Origin of the sequence: Gelidibacter maritimus, from assembly GCF_014062315.1 — a bacterium.
In the GTDB taxonomy this organism is placed as follows: Bacteria; Bacteroidota; Bacteroidia; order Flavobacteriales; family Flavobacteriaceae; genus Gelidibacter; species Gelidibacter maritimus.
This window is the reverse complement of the sequence record NZ_JACGLT010000003.1, coordinates 25,700-46,787: the sequence shown is the minus strand read 5'-3', so window position 1 is coordinate 46,787 and position 21,088 is coordinate 25,700. Positions and strand designations below refer to the sequence as shown.

14 protein-coding genes are annotated in these 21,088 nt (G+C 35.7%); all 14 read left to right on the top strand.

Going from position 1 to position 21,088, the window contains the following annotated elements; translation table 11 throughout:
- Positions 1-7 precede the first annotated feature (7 nt).
- The 14 genes from H3Z82_RS04755 (at position 8) to H3Z82_RS04690 (ending at position 21,052) form a co-directional block, all read left to right on the top strand.
- Positions 8-1,036 (top strand): AraC family transcriptional regulator, encoded by a 1,029-nt coding sequence (locus H3Z82_RS04755; RefSeq protein ID WP_182203103.1) that lies wholly within the window; start codon positions 8-10, stop codon positions 1,034-1,036.
- Positions 1,037-1,458: 422 nt separating this feature from the next.
- Positions 1,459-2,040: an RNA polymerase sigma factor gene (locus H3Z82_RS04750; protein ID WP_182203101.1), complete on the top strand. Its 582-nt coding sequence runs from the start codon at positions 1,459-1,461 to the stop codon at positions 2,038-2,040.
- A gap of 100 nt (positions 2,041-2,140) precedes the next feature.
- Positions 2,141-3,319 carry a FecR family protein gene (locus H3Z82_RS04745; RefSeq protein ID WP_182203099.1) on the top strand — a complete coding sequence of 393 codons (1,179 nt, stop codon included), beginning with the start codon at positions 2,141-2,143 and terminating at the stop codon, positions 3,317-3,319.
- Positions 3,320-3,384: 65 nt separating this feature from the next.
- The gene (locus H3Z82_RS04740; RefSeq protein ID WP_182203097.1) at positions 3,385-6,897 is read left to right on the top strand and encodes a TonB-dependent receptor; all 3,513 of its coding nucleotides are present in this window, start codon (positions 3,385-3,387) and stop codon (positions 6,895-6,897) included.
- A 17-nt stretch (positions 6,898-6,914) separates the two neighbouring features.
- A complete protein-coding gene (locus H3Z82_RS04735; RefSeq protein WP_182203095.1) occupies positions 6,915-8,309 on the top strand; it encodes a RagB/SusD family nutrient uptake outer membrane protein in 1,395 nt (464 codons plus the stop codon).
- Between the two features lie 80 nt (positions 8,310-8,389).
- Positions 8,390-9,283 carry a PIG-L deacetylase family protein gene (locus H3Z82_RS04730; protein WP_235982371.1) on the top strand — a complete coding sequence of 298 codons (894 nt, stop codon included), beginning with the start codon at positions 8,390-8,392 and terminating at the stop codon, positions 9,281-9,283.
- Between the two features lie 11 nt (positions 9,284-9,294).
- On the top strand, positions 9,295-10,185 hold the full coding sequence (locus H3Z82_RS04725; RefSeq protein ID WP_182203093.1) for a PIG-L deacetylase family protein: 891 nt from the start codon (positions 9,295-9,297) through the stop codon (positions 10,183-10,185).
- Between the two features lie 49 nt (positions 10,186-10,234).
- The gene (locus H3Z82_RS04720; protein WP_182203091.1) at positions 10,235-11,497 is read left to right on the top strand and encodes an MFS transporter; all 1,263 of its coding nucleotides are present in this window, start codon (positions 10,235-10,237) and stop codon (positions 11,495-11,497) included.
- A 10-nt stretch (positions 11,498-11,507) separates the two neighbouring features.
- On the top strand, positions 11,508-12,365 hold the full coding sequence (locus tag H3Z82_RS04715) for an ROK family protein (RefSeq protein WP_182203089.1): 858 nt from the start codon (positions 11,508-11,510) through the stop codon (positions 12,363-12,365).
- 3 nt (positions 12,366-12,368) lie between these two features.
- Positions 12,369-14,987, top strand: coding sequence for an exo-rhamnogalacturonan lyase family protein (locus tag H3Z82_RS04710; RefSeq protein WP_182203088.1), 2,619 nt, complete (start codon positions 12,369-12,371; stop codon positions 14,985-14,987).
- Positions 14,988-15,096: 109 nt separating this feature from the next.
- Complete coding sequence (locus H3Z82_RS04705) at positions 15,097-16,536, top strand: SLC13 family permease (RefSeq protein WP_182203086.1); 1,440 nt, start codon at positions 15,097-15,099, stop codon at positions 16,534-16,536.
- Between the two features lie 310 nt (positions 16,537-16,846).
- Positions 16,847-18,805, top strand: a complete 1,959-nt coding sequence (locus H3Z82_RS04700; protein WP_235982370.1) for a histidine kinase — start codon at positions 16,847-16,849, stop codon at positions 18,803-18,805.
- 3 nt (positions 18,806-18,808) lie between these two features.
- The gene (locus tag H3Z82_RS04695; protein ID WP_182203082.1) at positions 18,809-19,567 is read left to right on the top strand and encodes a LytR/AlgR family response regulator transcription factor; all 759 of its coding nucleotides are present in this window, start codon (positions 18,809-18,811) and stop codon (positions 19,565-19,567) included.
- A 498-nt stretch (positions 19,568-20,065) separates the two neighbouring features.
- Entirely contained in the window at positions 20,066-21,052 is a 987-nt protein-coding gene (locus H3Z82_RS04690) for a hypothetical protein (protein ID WP_182203080.1), read from the top strand.
- Positions 21,053-21,088 lie beyond the last annotated feature (36 nt).

Below are 21,088 nucleotides of genomic sequence, written 5' to 3'. Positions count from 1 at the left end.
ACACGCCATGATAACAATTGCATCCAAAGTAAACGATTTTTATTCTTTTTTCGACACACTTCAAAGTGAGATTGGTGGTACGTTAGCAAAAAGTACGACAGAATGTAAACTTGAAATTAAAAATGAGCTGGCAAACGGTAGCATTCGTTCCATTATTTTAGAAGATGGACTTTCTGTACTTGAATTTGATATTCTTGCCAGTGAGACTATAGAAATTTCCATTGAAGCGCTTCTCGCCACTCATGTCAACTTTATGTATTGCTCAAAAGGAAAACTTTCCCATGCTTTCCATAAAGATGCTGATAGAGAAAGCAACCCAGATCAAATCAAGAATATTGACGCTTTTCAAACCAGCATTGTTGCCAATATCATATCCGGCCATAATGTTGTTTTTATTGAGAAGGATGTACAAACTGTGGCGACTTTAATTTCTGTCAACACAGCCGAAAGTAAAAACTCCCAATGGAGTAACAGTTTAAAGGAAGCCTTTATAGAAAATAAAAAGGAGGACTATTTATACATTGGTTCTTACAACCTTAAAATAGCCGAAAGCATCAAACAACTTCAAAGCATCAAGCAGGAAGGCCTGGTAAGGCAATTGTTGACCAAAGGTATAGTTAACGTCATTTTGGCGCTTGAAATAGAGCACCATAATAATGATATTGAAGGTTTGGAAATGGAGCCTACCTCCTTAACCAAAATGGAATTGAATGGCATTGCAAAATTAACCGAATACATCAATGAGTATCCAGATCTTGACCATAAGGTAGAAAATTTGAGTGACAAAGTTGGTCTGTCGGCTGCCAAGTTGCAGGAAGGCTTTAAATTCCAACACGGATTGACAGTTTGTGAATACATCCGATCCGTACGCTTGACCAAATCAGAGGACCTGATCATCAATACTGATTTGAATATTTCAGAAATTGTTTATACTGTTGGATTTACAAGCCGAAGCTATTTCTCAAAAATATTCAAGGAACGTTTTGACTGTACGCCAAGCGATTACAAGAAAAATAAGTTAGCTGTTTCAGCATAATATATATTTATTACGTACTTCAAGGGATTTTAGTACTTAATTGAAGAGAGCTCTGATGAAAATTAGGGCTCTTTTAATTTTTTGGAGTTTTCTGTCGAAAGGAGGATTTATTAAAGACAGAGCATTACCTATACTAATCCCAAAACTATATGTTTTACTTACGAAAATCTACTCTTTCTTATAATATTATTCAAAATCAAGATAATTATTATACATTTAGACAGTGGCTGTTTAACTCTTTACCAATATCTATATATTGTAAAGAATGCTATCTGAACCTAAATGAATTAAACAATCCATTAAGACATTAATTTTTAGGATTTTAAGACGAAAAAGTCAAATGGAATTATAGTTTTAAAGTAAATATAAATTACAATTTATTTATTTTTCTCATTCAAATTAAATCGAATTAAGTAATCTAAATGGATAACAATTGTGAAAAAACACTTATTGAAGGCTTAAGAAAAGGTAATGAAACTTCATACAAACACCTCTACACTCTTTACTACTCCGAGTTAAGGGCTTATCTCACATCCATTTCTGGTAGTGTAGAGATTTCAAAAGAATTATCGCAACAAGTCTTCATCAAAATATGGAATAAAAGGGAATCGCTATCTATTAATTCTTCCTTAAAGAAATATATATTTAAAATTGGCTATAACCTCTACATAGATTTACAAAGAAAAGACAAAAAAGAACTTCAACTCTTAGAGCAATTAAAACAAAATGCCATTCATGAAATAGTAGATTTCACCAATTACGAATTAGATATGCAAATCAACTTAGTGCTTTCTGAAGTAAACAAATTACCTGAGAAGTGCAAGAACGTGTTCTTACTCGCAAAAAAAGATGGCCTTAAATATTCGGAAATTGCTGAAGAATTAAATATCTCGATAAAAACCGTAGAAAGACATATGACTAAGGCGTTACGGAGACTTAGAAAAGGTCTCAAAATAATTATCCTTTTTTTTCACTTACTCCATAACCTTCACATACCTTTTTAACAATAAACTTATAGTTTTATTATAATTGTATAAACAAGAGTGGGGGTTTATTAAAATTCTTACGTCTTATTAATAAGTTTAACAATTGTTTAAGTTTTGTATGAAGGAATTTAATGCCAAGAAAATCATTGTCAAGTATTTGGTAAATGAAGCGACACCTCAGGAGACAGAGAAACTTCTCCGCTGGGTAGGCTCAAAGAAAAATGAAAAGATATTTAAAGAATTCGTTCAGGCACATCAACTTTCTAATATTGCCTATAACAGTAGTGAAGTCCAAACTGCCTTTGATGATTTCTTAAGGCAAATACGTACTTCCAAATCCAAATCTAATTTCAGAATAAAAAGGTTTGTTCGTTACTTTAAATATGCAGCTGTGATTGTAGGTGTTCTATTATCAACATTGTATTTATTAAAGAAAGAAAACCACGTCAGTCCGTTTGTGGAAATGACAGATCAGGTCACATTACAACTTATCAATGGTGACAAGCAATATTTTAATATTGATACAGACAAAACTATTAAGACTAAAACCGGTCACGAAGTTGCCATTGTGGAGAATGGCGTCTTAACCTATGTAGCCGAGCCGACTAACAGAAAGAACAAACCACTTCAAAACATCCTTAAAGTTCCCTATGGAAAAACATTTAATGTGGTGTTGTCAGATGGGTCATCTATACTATTAAATTCTGGCAGTCTTCTTAAATATCCAAATGTTTTTATTAAAAATGAACCAAGAGAAGTTTTTTTAGAAGGTGAAGCGTTCTTTCAAGTTACTACGGCTCCAAATTCCTCTTTTATTGTGAATTCGAAAAATAGTATTACAAAGGTTTACGGTACGGAATTCAATGTGTCCTGTTATTCAGAAGATGATAAGACAGAAATAGTTTTAGTTGAAGGCTCTGTAGGGGTAAAAACAAATTCCTCGATAAAAGGCCAAGAGAACTATCAGATGATGATTCCATCTCAAAAGGCTTCACTCTCAAGCAATTCGGAAGATGTAGAGATTACTACTGTAAATATCCAAAAATATATTTCATGGAAAGAAGGGATATTGACTTTCGAAAATGAAAAGTTTGAGACGATCCAAAAAACTCTAGAACGCCATTATAATGTTAAAATCATAAATAACTTTCACGACATTAATAGTTTCAGATATAATGGAACTTTTAAAAATGATAGTATTGAAAAAATCCTAAATACTATAAAGACCCATACTAACTTTTCCTTCCAAAGAAAAGATGAGATCATTACTATAAATAACCCTAAAAACCCTCAATGATTATGAAGTAAATGAATTATCACTAGTACACTAATCAATAACTAAACTCAAAATTTATAAAAAGTATGATGCAAATAATTACAACACCAAGAGTAAAAAACTTGACGAGAGCCTCTCTATTCTTGTCACTGCTTTTTTGCATAAATGCAAATGCAAACATTTTATGCGAACAGAATGAGATTGTGTCTGTTAACATCAAAAACGAACCTTTAAAAAAGGTCTTTAAGACTATTACAGATTCTGTAGGATATATGTTCTTTTATGAAACATCAGATATTGAGACCCAGAAGAAAGTAAATCTCGTATCTAATGAAGTTCATTTATCAGAGTTGCTAAAAGAACTTTCTAAAAACTCAAATTTGAATTATGAAATCACTTCTAACCAAATTGTAGTAACAAAAAAGACTGAAAATACAGTTGTTCCTGAAATTATAAAAGACAAGACTATTATTAAAATTCAGAACAAGCTTAAAGGAACTATACTGGATGAATCAGGCGTGCCATTGATTGGAGCAACTGTTCAAGTAACCGGTACTGGCGTAGGAGTCGTTTCAGATTTTGATGGTAATTTTGAAGTGGATATAACGAATAGTACAGAAATCATAGTATCTTACGTTGGTTACAAAACTCAGAATATAAATGTTGAAGGAAAATCGAACATCACCATAACCATGATTCCAGATGCGGCGGCCTTAGATGAAATTGTAGTTGTTGGTTATGGAACTTTATCTAAGAAAAGAGTAACAGGTGCGGTTTCGTCGATATCGCCACAAAACATTGTAAACATTCCTGTCATAAGTGCAGAGAATGCAATAATTGGTCAAGTAGCAGGTGTACAGGTTCAAGAGACATCGGGTGAACCAGGTTCAAGTCCAAACATACGGATACGTGGTTCTGGTTCCATATCAGCTGGTAATGATCCATTATTTGTAGTAGATGGTATTCCCATTTCAAAAAACTTAACAACTATAGGAATTCAAGGAGATTTGGCTAAAAGAGGCGGCAATTTTCAAGCGCCTCCAGTAAATCCATTGGCAACTATTAACCCTAACGACATTGCATCAATAGAGATATTAAAAGATGCTTCTGCAGCAGCAATTTATGGCTCCCGAGGTGGTAATGGTGTAGTTTTAATTACAACTAAAAGCGGAACATCTTCTGATAAAGGAGTTTTTTCCTTTGATTCTTTTTATAGTACTCAAAATGTTGCTAAAAAAGTTGATTTAATGAACTCACAACAGCTAATAGACTTTACAAGAGATGCAAGAAATAACGCCTATTTGCAGGATAACCCAGGTGCATCAGCAAGTGATCCAATTGGCCCAGGAGATAGAGGAAACGCCAATTATGAAATGCCAATTTCTTTTATTAATTGGGATGGCACAGATACAGATTGGCAAGATCTAATTTTTAAGACTGGAAATTCACAGAGTTATAATTTTTCTTATGCTTCTCCTTTGAAGAATAAAACAAGCTACCATGCTTCTGCTGGCTATTTTAAACAAGATGGTATTATTCCAGAATCTAATTTCGAAAGATATAACTTGATGCTTAATTTAAATTCTCAAGTGAGTGAAAAACTTAATTTAGATTTAAGAATTGCACCAACCATAACAGAAAACAAAAGACAACCAGGGTCTGCACCATATTTTGCAACGCCTCCTGGAATAGTTTATTCAGCTCTAGTTCATTCTCCAACAGTTAATCCTTATAATGCCGATGGATCGTATAATCAAACAGACAATCAATCTCATTTAGGAGGCGGGACCACCTCTGCAAGTAACCCTTTAGCGATTATTGATGCTATTGATGATAAGTTATTTCAATTTCAAACAAGAGCGTCTTTAGGCTTGTCCTATAAAATTCTACCAGAATTAACATTCAAGACTTTTGGAGGTACTTACGTTAATGTTTACAACAGGGATTTTTATAGAGCCAACACACTTCTTTTTAGAGAAGCAACAGAAGGCGTCTCTTATGCCCAGGCCTCATCTTCTACAGAAGTTAATTGGCTTTGGGAAAATACCCTAAATTGGGAAAAAGAAATTGACGTACACTATTTTAATGCTATTGCAGGATATACCGCCCAAAAAGACAATATTGGTATAAAGCAAGTGATGGCAGACAACTTTCCAGATGATTTGGTGCATACTATCAGTGGCGGGCAAGTCTATGCAGGTAATTCAATTAAAGAGCAATGGTCTTTAGTTTCTGCATTGTTTAGACTGAATTATAGTTATGATGACAAATACCTATTTACAGGAACATTTCGATCTGATAAATCCTCTCGTTTTGGAAAGGACAATCAAACCGGATATTTTCCATCATTTTCTGTGGGATGGAGAGTTACTCAAGAAGACTTCATGCAATCTATAGAATCTATTTCAGAGTTGAAATTTAGATTCAGTTGGGGAGAAACAGGGAATTTTGAGATCCCGAATTATGGCGCTATCGGCCTACTCTCACCAAACAACTATAACATTAGTGGCAATGAAATCAACGGTTTGATTCAATCAACGATTCCTAATCCAAATTTAACATGGGAAAAATCTCAACAAACGAACATCGGATTAGAATTAGGCTTAATTAATAACAGAATATTTTTATTGGCAGATTATTACCGAACAATTACTTCAGATTTACTTTTAAATGTCGGAATTTCGGGCGTTTCAGGTTTTCAAACTACCTTACAGAATATTGGAGAGGTAAAGAATGAAGGATTTGAAATTGCTTTAAAAAGCAGAAATTTTGTTGGAGAGTTTACATGGGAAACAGATCTTAATTTTTCCACAAACAAAAATGAAGTATTATCTCTTAACTCCAAAGGTGAGCCTATTTTCTCATCAGGTCAGGCAGGAATCAGACATATTACTCGTGTTGGCGATCCAATAGGAAGTTATTATGGTTACGTTGTTGATGGGATTTATCAAAACGCCCAAGATATCGCAAACTCTCCTGTAGATACTCAAGCACCAAATCCTGCACCTGGAGATTTAAAGTTTAAAGATGTCGACGGTGATGGAAAAATTACGCCGTCCGACAGAACTGTAACAGGGAGTTATTTTCCAGATTATACGTGGGGAATGACGAACAGATTTGGTTACAAAGGATTTGATTTCAGCTTCCTAATTCAAGGAGTTCAAGGAAATGAAATTTTAAACTTAACTAGCAGACACTTGAAAAATGGTGAGGCAAACTTCAATTCGTACGCAGTTTTCAATGACAGATGGAAATCAGAAGCCGAACCAGGAAACGGAAAGATTCATAGAGCTGATAGGCTATCAGGAAATCATGGAAACAATGCAAGACCTTCATCTTTTCAGGTAGAAGATGGATCTTTTGTACGATTAAGAAACATGACCCTTGGTTATACCTTACCAACTAAAGATCTTTTTGGAGCTAACATTACCAAGCTTCGAATTTATATGACTGGAACAAACCTGTTTACTAAAACTGACTATTTAGGATACAATCCAGAAGTAAGTGCAAGTCCAAATAGTAGTTTAACTCCTGGTGAAGATTATGGAGCTTACCCATTGACAAAGTCATTTACTGTGGGACTGAATCTTAATTTCTAACTTAAAAACGAATCAAAATGAAAAATATAATTATAGTATTTCTATCAATGGTAGTCTTAAGTTCTTGCAGCAGTGATTTTACTGACTTAGCACCTATTTCTAACCGGAATGAGGCAGACTTTTATAACACCGAAAACGACTTCGTTTCCGCTATTAACTCTAGTTATGCCGGTTTACAAAACAACGGTGTATATGGACGAGGCTATTGGACAATGTTTGAAATGAGAGGTGACAATACCGACCAAGGTCCAGACGCTACAGGTTTAGCAAGGGTATATGCTGAAATAAACGCATTCACTGAAGACCCTTTGAATGAGCAGATTACTGCCGTATGGACAGATTCCTACTCTGTTATTGCAAATTGTAACGTCATCTTAGATCGAATAGATGGCATACAAATGAATGCTGATGTTAAAAATAGAATTATTGGCGAAGCCTTATTTTTAAGATCTCTTATGTATTATCATTTAGCCATCGCTTATGGAAATATCCCATTACAATTAACCCCATTTTCTGTTGGAGATGAATTGACTCAAGTGGATGCGAATACAGTCTTAACACAAATAAGCTCAGATTTAGCGTTAGCTGAAAGCAATCTGGCAGTTTCTTATTCTGTTGGAGATAAAGGAAGAGCTACCAAAGGTGCAGCAGCCACTTTATTGGCAAAGGTTTTATTGACGCTCAACAAAAATTCCGAAGCTGAAGTAGTCTTAAGACGGATTAAAACCTCCTATGGCTATGAATTAGTAAGTGATTATGCTAATCTGTGGGGACAGGCTAATGAAAATAACAAGGAGTCTATTTTTGAAGTGGAATTTATGAGTGGCGGTATAGGCCAAGGTAGTTCATTTACCAATGATTTTTCTCCAAGTGCATTTTTGCAGACAGGTCAAGGTTTTGGTAGAAACAGACCAACAGATGCTTTGGTTGCCGCATACGCTCCTGGCGATTTAAGACTGGATCCTTCTTTGGGAACTTCATACATCAATGCTTCTGGTGATACGGTATTAGCCAAATACATTAAAAAGTTTTGGAGTGATCCACCAACTGAAAATGATGCAGATAATAACTTCGTAGTTTTCAGGTATGCAGATGTTCTATTAATGCTTGCTGAGGCTATTGGAGAATCTACTGAAGCTTACGATTTAATTAATGAAGTAAGAACAAGAGCAGGTTTAGCAGATATTGATGCATCATCTCCCGGTACTTTCACAGAAAAATTACTAAATGAAAGACAAGTGGAATTAGCTTTTGAGAATCATAGATGGCCAGATTTAAAAAGATTTGGTGTGGCTGCTCAAAAAGTTCACGAGGCAGAACCGTTCATTGCAGAAGCTGCTGTTAGAAATTTATTCTACATCCCACAAAGGGAAATGGACATCAACACAGGTTTTGTTCAAAACACAAACTAAAATTACTTCTAATTGGTCACACATGAATAGTGTGTGACCAATTTCTATGAAATCATATTATAACCTCTAAATTTTCAATTTTGAAAAATAAAATTATTCAATTGATGGTTACGTCGTGCTTTATATTTAGCCTTACAACTATCAACGCACAAGAGAAAGTGAACGAGCCACTAAATATTATTGTGTTTGGTGCGCATCCTGATGATTGTGATAATAAAATGGGCGGTACGGCAGCATTATTTGCCGAAATGGGTCACCGGGTCAAATTCGTGTCAGTAACAAATGGAGATGCAGGCCATTATGAAAAAGGTGGTGGTCATCTTGCAAAAATCAGACGCGCTGAAGCACAAGAAGCTGGCAAAAGATTAGGCATAGAGTACACCGTACTTGATAATCATGATGGTGAACTGTTTCCAACTATTGAAGTAAGACATCAAGTTATCAGAGAAATAAGGAAATGGAATGCCGATGTCGTACTTACACATAGACCAGTAGATTACCACCCAGACCACAGATATACCGGCGTTCTGGTACAAGATGCAGCCTATTTGGTTATCGTTCCTAACGTCACACCAGATACACCGCCATTAAAAAAGAATCCTGTTTTTCTTTACCTACAGGATCATTTTCAAAAACCAACTCCATTTAAAGCAGATATCACTGTTGATATTACCAGTGTTTTTGATAAGAAGATGGATGCTTTGGATGCACACACTTCCCAGTTTTATGAATGGTTGCCCTGGACAGCAGGAATGCTTTCAAAAGTTCCTAAGAACGAAAAGGACAAGAGAACCTTTCTGATCAACGCCTGGAGTAGACCAGTTTCTGATAATGCACGGGCATCTTTAACGAAATGGTACGGATCAGAAAAAGCAAAAAAAGCAAAACATGTGGAATCTTTTGAGGTGTGTGAATACGGAAAACAACCTACTGATGAAGACATCAGACGACTTTTCCCAATGTTAATCAACTAAAATAAAACAAAATGAAAAAAACAGCATTTTTATTATTCACACTTTTAATGAGCCTTTACACCTTTGCTCAAGAGAAATCAAATACTCCGTTAAGGATCATTGCCATTGGTGCCCACCCTGACGATTGTGATTTTGGTGCTGGTGGAACAGCTGCATTATATGCGAAGTTAGGACACAAGGTTAAATTTCTTGCACTCACTAATGGTGATGCAGGTCATCAAGATATGGGCGGTGGCGTACTAGGTAAAAGAAGGCGTGCAGAAGCTCAAAAGGCAGGAGAAATATTAGGCATTGAATATGAAGTTTTAGATAATCATGACGCCGAATTATTTCCAACCTTAGCGGTCAGACATCAAGTCATTAGGGCCATTAGAGAATGGGATGCAGATATTGTTCTTGGTTTACGACCTAATGATTATCATCCGGATCATAGAAATGCCGGGATTGCCGTTCAAGATGCTGCGTACTTAGTCATTGTTCCAAATGTCACACCAGATACACCACCATTACAAAAGAATCCAATCTTTTTGTATATGCAAGATAACTTTCAAAAACCCTATCCTTTCTCTAAAGACATCGCTGTGGTTATTGATGATGTTATGGAACAAAAGCAAAGAGCTTTTGCAGCTCATGAATCGCAAGTATTTGAATGGATGCCATGGGTCATGGGAATGAATATGGACGAGATTCCTAAAGGAGAAAACGAACGTTTTGAATGGATGAAGAATGTTTTTCTGAAGGGAAGACCATTAGATAAGACCGGCTCAGAGGCTTTAAATAAATGGTATCCAAATGCAGATGTGTCAAAAGTAAAAAACGTAGAATTTTTTGAAATCTGTGAGTATGGCAAACAACCTACTGATGAAGAAATTAAACACTTCTTTCCTATGCTAAAGCAATAGAAGCACTACACATAAACACCTAACTATCACACTAAATTAATAACTGAACATGACTAACCAAGATAAAGCAACAAAGAGATTCTACCATATCATATTATTGGTAATGTTAGTTTTCTTTGTGATCTCTTTTATAACAAACATACTTAACTCTATAATTGTAGACGTTAAGCAGAGTTTTGATTTAAGTCTAACTCTCACAGGCTTGCTCCCATTTTCGTTTTTTATTGCTTATGGGGTAATGTCCATTCCTGCAGGATTTTTATCGGAAAAATATGGCAACAAAACCTTATTGGTAGCATCATTTTTTGTGATGACTCTCGCTTCGTTTTTGTTTGCGATCAACCCAAGCTATATCACATTTACCATCACTTTATTTAGTTTGGGATGTTGTATGGCGGTCCTTCAAGTGGTTATTAACCCAATGCTTAGAGTTGCGGGAGGGGAAGAACATTTTGCATTCAATTCTGTATTAGCACAACTCATATTTGGCTTGGCGTCTTTTGCAAGTCCTTATTTATATAAGTATTTAGTAAGTGATATCAGCTCAAACACACAGACTGTAGCTAGTTTATTGAGAGATTTTGTTCCCTCAAACCTACCTTGGGTATCCTTATATTTTGTTTTTTCATTTATCGCCTTGATTATGTTGATCGTGGTTCTTTTTATAAAGTATCCACAAGTTGAAAAAAATGAAGATGAAAGAGCCGGAGATAAGAGTTCTTATATGAATCTTTTGAAAAATAAGTGGACCATACTTTATTTTTTAGGAATTTTCTGTTACGTAGGAACTGAGCAAGGGATAGGCAGCTGGATCTCTCAGTTTTTACTGGAATATCACAATGTTGATGCACAAACCATCGGTGCAGATACAGTCTCGTATTTCTGGGCAATGCTTACTATAGGTTGTCTTTTAGGACTATTGCTTTTAAAAATTATGGATAGTAGAAAGCTCCTTATCCTGGCGACTGCAATTACCATAGTTACAGTTATAGTAGCTATTACTGGCTCACTTAATGTAGCGTTGATAGCTTTCCCACTTATTGGGTTTTTTATCTCAGTTATGTGGTCCATTATTTTCTCACTGGCACTTAACTCGGTTACGAGCCACCATGGGTCTCTATCAGGGATTTTATGTACTGGGATAGCTGGCGGTGCTATTGTTCCTTTTATCGTCGGCTGGCTGGGTGAACTTATAAGTTTAAGAGCAGCATTGTTTTTCCTTATCATCCCTTTACTGTTCATCCTTTCCATTGGCTTTTGGGCCAAACCCTTAGTAAACAATAAAACCATAAGCCTTAAAAAGAGCAATTAAAATTGGGATAATGGAAATACTAGGTGTAGATATAGGAGGAACGACAATTAATGTCGGTACAGTTCAAGGTAATTCGATTAAAAATGAAGCTCATATTTTAGTTGATAGCACTGCCACTGCAGATGTTACTCTGCGAAATTTGACACAGGTTATACGCGAAAATCTAACTTCAGAAGTGATAGCCATTGGTGTTGGCGTTCCAGCAGTAGTAGATCCTGTCAATGGAATAGTGTATGATGTGCAAAATATACCTGCGTGGAAGGAAATTCCATTGAAACAAATCCTTGAAAAAGAATTTAATCTTCCCGTTTTTATAAACAATGATGCCAATTGTTTCGCCTTGGGAGAATTTACATATGGTCAAGCCAAGAAGTACGGAAATGTTATAGGACTTTCTTTAGGCACAGGTGTTGGTATGGGAATAATAATTAATAAAGTTCTTTATAACGGTGTGCTTTGTGGGGCTGGCGAAATAGGAATGTTGCCTTATAAAGATAGTATTATCGAAAACTACGCTGGAAGTTTCTTCTTTTCCCAACATTATAATTCAACAGCCAGAGATGTGGCGACAAAAGCAGTAAAAGGACAAGAAATAGCATTGAAGGCTTTTAAAGAATACGGAGAACATTTGGGTGAAACCCTTAAATATATCTTGTATTTGTTCGCACCGGATGCCATTTTTTTAGGAGGCTCCATCAGTAAGGCCTATCCTTATTTTAAAGATGCCATGCTTGAAAGTTTGAGTTCTTTTGCTTATCAAAAACAAATCGAAAATTTAGTAATTGAAGTATCAACTACAAAAGGATCGGCAATATTAGGTGCAGCCTCTTTATGCATCCAAAAATCAAATAACAATACGACAACTTAGAATATGAAAAATAGAATATTATTGTTGCTAGCACTAATCATAACATTTAATATTAGCGCAGCAATCCAAAAACAAATCCCTATAAAAATTGAAAACAATAAAAAAGGGGCTCCGATAACCTTAGGAATTCCGTTTCCGAAAGGTGAATTATTTTCAGTTGATAATGTTAGGATGCTAAATAGTAAGGGGAAAGAAATTGTATCTCAAACTACAGAAGTTACAACATGGGAACCGGCAGACGACAGTATTAAATGGATTTGGGTATTCTTTTTTGCAGATGAAGCCTCTGATTATACTCTGGAGTATGGCGAAGGTATCTATCCTATGGAACCAGAAAAGCGAATTATTTCTTCAAACAATATGAGACCTACTGGAGGTATAATGGTAAACACCGGGACCTTAAAATTTAATATTAATAAGAAAGGACATGGGTTTTTAGATGAAGTATATATAGATAAAAACGGTGACAAAGATTACTCAAAAGATGAATTGATTGCATCGGCACCAGAAAACTATAGAGGCACCTTTTTAGACATATTAGACGATTCTGGAATTGATCTTTCAAAAGCCATCGTCAATGAAGTTTTCAGAGAAAAAGGCTCTGGACCTTTACATATCATATTTAGAATAGAAGGCACATATAAATATAATCAAAGCGACAATAACGACTCGCCTTTCACATTAAGAATTCACGCCTATGCAGGAAAAAGTTACATTAAAGTACTGCACACACTCACCTATACCGGTGTACCAGATAAACATAAAATTCAAGAAGGCGAATATGCCAATATTGCTACTCAAAACAAAAACATTATTTCAGAAGCCTCAACTGATGATATAGGATGGACCCAACCTAATGATCAAATTGCTGGATGTGGTTTAACGTTTAAATACCATTTAGATAAAGAGGTTCAATTTTCTACTTCAACCAACACCGACAGGGATTTAAACACAATTCAAGCTGACGACGCATTTGATACGACACTTGCCGATAAGAAGATGGGAGTTTTACAGATAGGGCCTCAGCAAAAGAAAGCTATGGAAACTTCTACTTCCACAGAAAAAGAAAAAGGGTTCTCTGCAACGGTTTTTAATGATAAATCACCACTTGTATATGCCGAAAGGGCGAAAGGATGGATTGATATTTCTGATAAGTCAAAAGGAATTAGCATAGGAATAAAGAACTTTCTTCAAGAATATCCCAAAGAATTAGAAATTGACCCCACTACTAACTCGGTTAATGCATATGTATGGCCAGCCAGTATTGATCCTATGAGTTTCGAACGAGCCAATACAAAGGTAGATAGTGAAATGTTAGCCAACTTCGCTCAAGGAATTACTAAAACTACTGAGTTCATTTATTACTTTCATACTGCCCAAAAAACAGAAATCATTGAAAACACCATGGATTATGTTTTAGACCCTCCTATTGCCCATGCAAGTCCAAAATGGTATACCGATTCTAAAGTTTATGGAAATATGGCGCCTTATAGCACCAAATTTCCAGAATTTGAAAATGCCTTACAATATAAGTACGATTGGATGGCCTTTAATCAAGAATGGGAATCTTGGTACGGTATGTTTAATTATGGTGATATGAAAACATATTATTTCAATGATCAATGGTATATGTGGAACAACAATGAACCGACTGCTGACTTTAGTTTATGGACAAATTTTATGCGAACAGGCAATCCTAAATACTATCACATGGCCGAGAGCATGAGTAAGCATACCATGGATGTCGACAATATTCATTGGCCTAAAAAAAGAATTTACATAGGAGAAATTAATGAGTCGATTGATTTTTGGAATTATCAAGATGAACCAGAATCCACACCCTATTTAGGAGTTGGTCTCAGACACGCTAGTGAGCACTGGAATGCCGTCCTTAGTGCCCATGTTTGGATTCAAGGTTGGATAGCTTCATATTATATAACAGGAGATCAAAGAGCGCTCGAGGTTGCGAAAATGACCGGAGACACCTATATAAAGAGAATTTGGGGAGATCACGACTTAAGAGGCAGAAGATTATATTTGTCTGTACTTAATTTAATGGAACTCTATGACGCTACCAAATTAGAAAAATATAAAACTGAACTGGACGATCGTGTAAGAATTTTGCTGGACCTTCAAAAAGAACAAGGCGGGAATATTTTATTGGACAGATATGGTTATTCACAAACCTATGTGGCCCAAGGCTTAAATAAATACTATCAATTAACTGGAAGTGAAGAGGTGAAGAAAGCACTTATAGATCATGCCAGATGGGTTAAAAACGTACCGCCATTGAACCATAAAATGGAGTCTTATTTAGCTACTATCTATCCACTAATTCTTGGATATGAATTAAGTGGAAACAAAGCTTATTTTGATGAAGCCCAAAAAAGAGCCGAGACCCTAAAAGTGTCAAAACTTCCAATAACAATAAGTAGCGCAACCACTCAAAAAGAATTTAGTGATGCTTTATTGGAAATCTCGAGACTACCAGAAGATTCAGATAGAGCTGCAATTTGGGAGCTGAATATGGGACTTCGAGTTTTTGGATGGACGCATGCAAACAACATTCCTTATTTGCTGTATTGGTTAGAAAAAACTGACAAAGAGAAAGTTTCTAAATAAAATGAGTTTACGGTAAAAATCATCAATGAGCCATACTTAGTAGTATGGCTTGTTAGTAATTATGATTTTTTCATCGTCCTAAGCTTCACAGAGTATAAAAACCACATTCATGACTTTCCCAAAAAAAACTATAGCTCTAATCCTTGGGCCATTATCCTTTTTTATCCTAACACTTATAGACAAACCTCAAGACATGCCTGAGAGTGCCCATTTTATGTTAGGAGTCACTATTTGGGTAGCAATATGGTGGACAACAGAGGCCGTCCCTATAGCTGCAACAGCACTGTTACCCTTAATCTTATTTCCTTTAACAGGTATTATGAGAATTGAAGATACTACTGCCGCCTATGGTGATAAGTATGTGTTTCTTTATTTAGGAGGGTTTTTTCTAGCAATTGCTATCGAAAAATGGAATTTACATAAACGCATCGCTCTATACATTATCAAAGGAATAGGAACCAATATCTATAAGGTAATTCTTGGTTTTATGGTGGCCACTGCTTTTCTATCCATGTGGATTTCGAATACTGCTACGGCAGTCATGATGCTACCTATGGGGATGTCCATAGTTGCTCAATTGAAAGACAACCCTACAACTATAGAAAATGAGAATACTAATTTCGGAAAAGCTTTAATGCTCAGTATCGCCTATTCAGCGTCCATTGGTGGAATTGCAACGCTAATTGGTACACCACCCAACTTAGTAATGGCAGGGTTTGTTCAAAAAGCCTACGGCATAGAAATCACCTTTGGGCAGTGGATTCAATATGGACTGCCAATTTCAATCATATTATTAACAATTGCATGGCTTTATTTAACACGTGTGGCTTTCAAGTTTAAACAAAAGGAATTTCCCGGAGGGAAAGGAGAGATCAATCGATTAATAAAAGAATTGGGACCAATGCAATTTGAAGAAAAACTTGTTTTAATTGTTTTTATTTTCACAGCAATCTGCTGGATTACACGCTCCTTTGTACTTCAGTCCATAATTCCAGGAATAGATGATACGATCATAGCGATGAGTGCTGCCATGATTTTATTTATTTTACCTACGAAAAATAAAAACCAAAGAATTATCGGCTGGGAAGATGCTGTAAAAATTCCATGGGGAATAATTTTATTGTTCGGTGGAGGAATGGCTTTAGCTGCAGGTTTTAAAGAAACTGGTTTAGCGTTGTGGTTGGGAAGTCAGATTGATTTATTGATTGGAGTTTCTCTGTTTTTATTAGTTTTCATTATTATCGTTGCCGTAAACTTTTTGACGGAAATAACTTCCAATTTGGCGACTACAGCTATGCTCTTACCAATTTTGGCACCAATTGCAGTGAGTTTAGACGTTAACCCCTTTGTGTTAATTGTAGCAACAACTACAGCTGCCTCATGTGCTTTTATGTTGCCAGTAGCTACACCACCAAATGCCGTCGTCTTTGGCTCTGGTTATTTAAGAATCATTGATATGATGAAATCTGGATTTTGGATGAATCTGATATCAATTATAGTTTTAACCTTATTTGTTTATTATATCCTACCCATATTGTGGGGTCTATAAAACAAATTCAAGTGAAAATCACAATAAATGACAAGTTCCCCTTGTTTCCAGTAGTTTTATCCATGATTAATTTGAAAAGCACACCAAAAGACAATTCTTAGAAATCATTAATTATATAATGATTATTTAGTTTGGACGGTTCCATGGGCGGTTAAAAACTCAAAACATACCAAATACTAAATCAAAGGAGCTAAATTCTAAGCCACAGCCAATCATTTAAAAATAGAATGGTATTTTAGCTACAATGAAAATACTTGCGCTTATAATTTGCTATTTATCATTGGGTTTTACTCAACTCTTTGGGCAGATTATGGCAGATTCTCTTCCTGAACAAGTAACATTAGCCGGGAATAAAAATGTACAAGTTCTTCAAGCTGATAGAGCAGCATCTTTTAACGATATCAGACAAAATTCATCTTGGCGCCCTTATGAAGCAACACACACAGCTTCCTTAGAAACTTCGCTATGGCTTAAAGTTGAAATTGAAAATAAATCGAGAGAACCCGTAGACATTCATCTATATAGCAATTATGATTATACAACTGTTTACCATCAAAATGGGCGGCAGAAGGAAACCCTGATCAATGGTTATTATGTTCCCTTATCCGAAAGAGCCAATCCATCAGATCCAACGTTTACCAAATTACGCTTATCCCCCCTCCAATCGTCACTGGTTTATGTCAAACTTGACATTGAAAACTTAAAACCTCGAGATACACCAGTTCTTTTTTCAGAATTGGGCTATTGGGAGGCCTACGTTAGCCATTATGATGATCAAACCTACGCCATAGGGTTTATCTATTTCTACATTATATCACTAATCACAATATCCATTTTCGCACTTGTATTTTGGTTACGAGTGCGCGAAAAACTTTACTTCTACTATCTGGGCTATTTACTTTTTCAGCTTGTTTATGGATTCTTGACACTCAGGAATACCATGGCGCCAATCGGCAATTTTTTTGAGTATAACCCGAGCTTGGCATTCGATTTATTTGAACCCATTCAATTTCTTTTTATTGGTTTTTATGTCTTGTTTATTTTGCAGCTTTTAAAGATTGAATCTTATGATAAGCTACTTGCCAAAATTCTTTTTTATCTCGGACTTCTCTGTTTTCTATACGCAATAACTAATTTTGCCGTGAGCTATTTTCTGCTTAATGGAAAATACGCGGTCCGAATTTTCTATATCGTACGCTATATAATTCTTCCCGCAAATTTCATTTTGATTTTCTGGATCATCTACAAAGTGAAGCATCCACTGTTGATCTATTTTATCATCGGACAGACCTTCTTCTTTATTGGTGCCTTATTAAGCACTTATGTTGCATACACTGGAATGAACTTCATCCCTGGTCATTTCTTTAATTTTAAAGAATCTCCCAATATTATTTTTCAGATCGGTTTATTGGCGGAGGTGTATTGTTTTTCACTCGCTTTAGGAAAAAACACGTTTTTACTTCAACAAGATAAAGAAAAAGCCAATAAAGAACTTATTGACCAACTTAAGGAGAATCAACATTTGCAAAAAACTATGAATCGTAAACTCGATGAAATAGTACAAAAAAAGACCCAAGAACTCATTCGTCTTTACTCCGAAATAGAGCGTGAAAAGACACAAAAAACAAAGGATGATTTTCTGAAGAAAATAAAGGAAACCGAAATGATGGCCTTACGCTCTCAAATGAATCCGCATTTTATTTTCAATAGCATGAACGCTATAAAAAATTTGATTATGACCTCTAGAAATGAAGACGCCATAATCTATTTAGACGATTTTGCAAGTTTGCTTCGTGAGATCCTGCAAAATAGCAACCGCAAAAAAATAACTGTGGAGGAGGAATTGGAAATTTTAGAATTGTATCTTTCTTTGGAACAAAGTCGGATGGGCAAGAATTTCAACTATGTCATAGAAGTGGATTCCAAAGAAGCGCTCTCGCAATTTGAAATTCCACCGTTACTCTTACAGCCTATTGTAGAAAATGCTATTTGGCATGGCCTACACCCCAGTTTAAAAGCCGAGAAAAGATTGACCATTACTTTCGACACCAGCAAGGATTTAAAAATCATTATAGAAGACAACGGTATTGGCAGAAAAGCAAGTGAGAAGAGTAAAAGATTGCATAACTCTATGGGCACAACCATTGTTCAGGACCGATTGACCCTATATAATCATTTGAATGACCTGGCCATTTATCTTCAAATTACTGATCTTGAAGAAGACAATCGAGCACTGGGTACGCGTATTACATTAACTTATAAATATTGAGACATGACCAACATAATTATTATCGACGATGAAGACCATTGCACCAATGTCTTGGAAAATTTAATTAAGAAAGTGCACGCCGACTATAATATTATCGGTGTTTTTACGAATCCGCTCACTGGATTGGAATTTATAAAAAATAATCCTCCAGATTTGCTGTTTCTGGATATAGAAATGCCCAACCTCAACGGATTTGCACTATTGGACAATCTGCTACCCATTGATTTTGATGTTATTTTTACCACCGCCTATGACCAGTATGCCATTAAAGCCTTTCAATATAGTGCTATCAACTACCTATTGAAACCCATTACAGAAAAAAATATTGTCAAAGCACTTTCCAATTGGGAAAAGCGACGTAAACAAACGAGCGGAGAGCAATGGCAACTCCTACAAAATCATTTAAAAAACGATAATAAAAATTGTTCTCAAATTGCCTTGCCTACAGGTGTTGGTTACCAAATAACGGAGATTCAGAATATTGTCAGGTGTCAATCCGATAGCAATTACACCTATATATTCTGTAAGGACCAAAACAAAATTTTAATCAGCAGAACCTTAAAGGAAATAGAAGAACTTTTGCAGGACCACGGTTTTGTTAGGGTACACCAATCGCATTTAATAAACCCCCAGTTTGTAAAAGGGATTCTTAAACAAGATGGAGGTAGTCTTATAATGCATGATAATGTGGAAATTCCTGTATCAAGACAAAAAGGACAACAGATCAATGAAATCCTGGAAACCATGATCCGTTTTAAGTAATTAGTTATCCGTTATGGTGATAGTATTTAAATAATACACCTAAAAAACACGCTTCAGTCCTCCATTCGTCTTTTTCAAACGCAATATTTTCAGAGTGTGTATTCTTCTCCATTTCTCCATTCACTTACAAATAAAAAATATTCTATAAATAGATGTATGCCTGAATTCTAAGTCAAAGTAGTCAAATACTAAGTCTTAGCCGCCAAATTCTGATTTCGACTTGTGTAAGAAAATACATCGACTATCTTTGGACCCTAGTGTTTTTTCAAAACAACTATTCACCTGAATCCCCCTGCATTAATAATATTTCATAAAACAATTGGATCCCTTTCATTAAATCGAAAGAAAACTTTTACATATCTAAAGTTTTCCTAAGTGCGCATAAATATATATCTCGCCAGAAAAGTATGGCAGGTGTTTTAATCACAAGCTTATAGCGCCTAAAGCGCATAGAGCTTATGAAACTGGCCATTTATTTGTCAGAAATGCTTTTAATATATGAAAACAAACGCCTCTATTTTCAAATCTATATTGGTTTTACTAACTCTGGTTACGGTTTTTACAAGCACGCCATCTTTAGCACAAAGCTTGGAAGGGAAGTGGTATATCTCTAAAATAAATAGCCGACATTCCACTGTGATTCAGTTCTCCGGAGACAGTTTGATATTTTATGATTTTGACCAACGTCAATCGGCAACTACCTACCATATCAAGGATAATCGACTCGCTGTGGAGGACAGCTCAATTCCAATTGGAGGAGAGTTTCTGTTTGTGAATCCCAATCGCTTGCGTTTAATACCAGATCGCGCAAAGCAACCTATTGATTTTGTACGCTTGCAACCCACGCAAACATGCTTGACCAGGGCCGAAATAAAGCAACTGAATTATGAAGTAACTTATCAAAATAAAACCCTCCCAATAAGTTTTAATTCAACAGAAGACGACTCTGAAAAAAAGGTCCAATTGGAGGTTTTGGACACCACTTATTTTTTGTCTTTTTATAACAATGATCACCGCATGGGTGCTATGCCTATTAAGGAGGTCAGCACTGAACAAATCACAGTCTATGGATTTCCGGGAGAGCCTTTCATGGTTACCGGTGACCGGGTTACAATAAAAGGAGATCCTGCCCTAAGCGGTGTTGCATCTTCTTCAATTGTTAAACTGCCTCCTGAAGACATTATTATTGGCAAATGGTATTATGAACGTATTCAAGGACACCCGGCCTTATCCGTATGCACTAAAAAAACCTTTTTTCAATTTACAGACGATTATATCTTACACATAAAACCCTATGCTGAAGACCATAGTAGTGACAAATGTATAGCTGGTGCCACGATAAATGCAACTTTTAAGTTTATCGCTGACGATCAAATCAAGGTGATTGAAAATGGAAACAGTACTATTTGGGAAATCCAACTGCTTACAAAAACAGAACTTGTAGTTATAAGAGACGGCGAAGCACTCACCTTAACGAAGGATTAGGCGGGTTTTTTCTGTCCAAAATAAATGAATATAAAA

Coding starts and splice junctions, on each gene's coding strand:
- H3Z82_RS04755 (WP_182203103.1), top strand. CDS start 8: ATGATAACAATTGCATCCAAAGTAAACGATTTTTATTCTTTTTTCGAC.
- H3Z82_RS04750 (WP_182203101.1), top strand. CDS start 1,459: ATGGATAACAATTGTGAAAAAACACTTATTGAAGGCTTAAGAAAAGGT.
- H3Z82_RS04715 (WP_182203089.1), top strand. CDS start 11,508: ATGGAAATACTAGGTGTAGATATAGGAGGAACGACAATTAATGTCGGT.
- H3Z82_RS04700 (WP_235982370.1), top strand. CDS start 16,847: ATGGCAGATTCTCTTCCTGAACAAGTAACATTAGCCGGGAATAAAAAT.
- H3Z82_RS04725 (WP_182203093.1), top strand. CDS start 9,295: ATGAAAAAAACAGCATTTTTATTATTCACACTTTTAATGAGCCTTTAC.
- H3Z82_RS04740 (WP_182203097.1), top strand. CDS start 3,385: ATGATGCAAATAATTACAACACCAAGAGTAAAAAACTTGACGAGAGCC.
- H3Z82_RS04720 (WP_182203091.1), top strand. CDS start 10,235: ATGACTAACCAAGATAAAGCAACAAAGAGATTCTACCATATCATATTA.
- H3Z82_RS04690 (WP_182203080.1), top strand. CDS start 20,066: ATGAAAACAAACGCCTCTATTTTCAAATCTATATTGGTTTTACTAACT.
- H3Z82_RS04710 (WP_182203088.1), top strand. CDS start 12,369: ATGAAAAATAGAATATTATTGTTGCTAGCACTAATCATAACATTTAAT.
- H3Z82_RS04695 (WP_182203082.1), top strand. CDS start 18,809: ATGACCAACATAATTATTATCGACGATGAAGACCATTGCACCAATGTC.
- H3Z82_RS04735 (WP_182203095.1), top strand. CDS start 6,915: ATGAAAAATATAATTATAGTATTTCTATCAATGGTAGTCTTAAGTTCT.
- H3Z82_RS04745 (WP_182203099.1), top strand. CDS start 2,141: ATGAAGGAATTTAATGCCAAGAAAATCATTGTCAAGTATTTGGTAAAT.
- H3Z82_RS04705 (WP_182203086.1), top strand. CDS start 15,097: ATGACTTTCCCAAAAAAAACTATAGCTCTAATCCTTGGGCCATTATCC.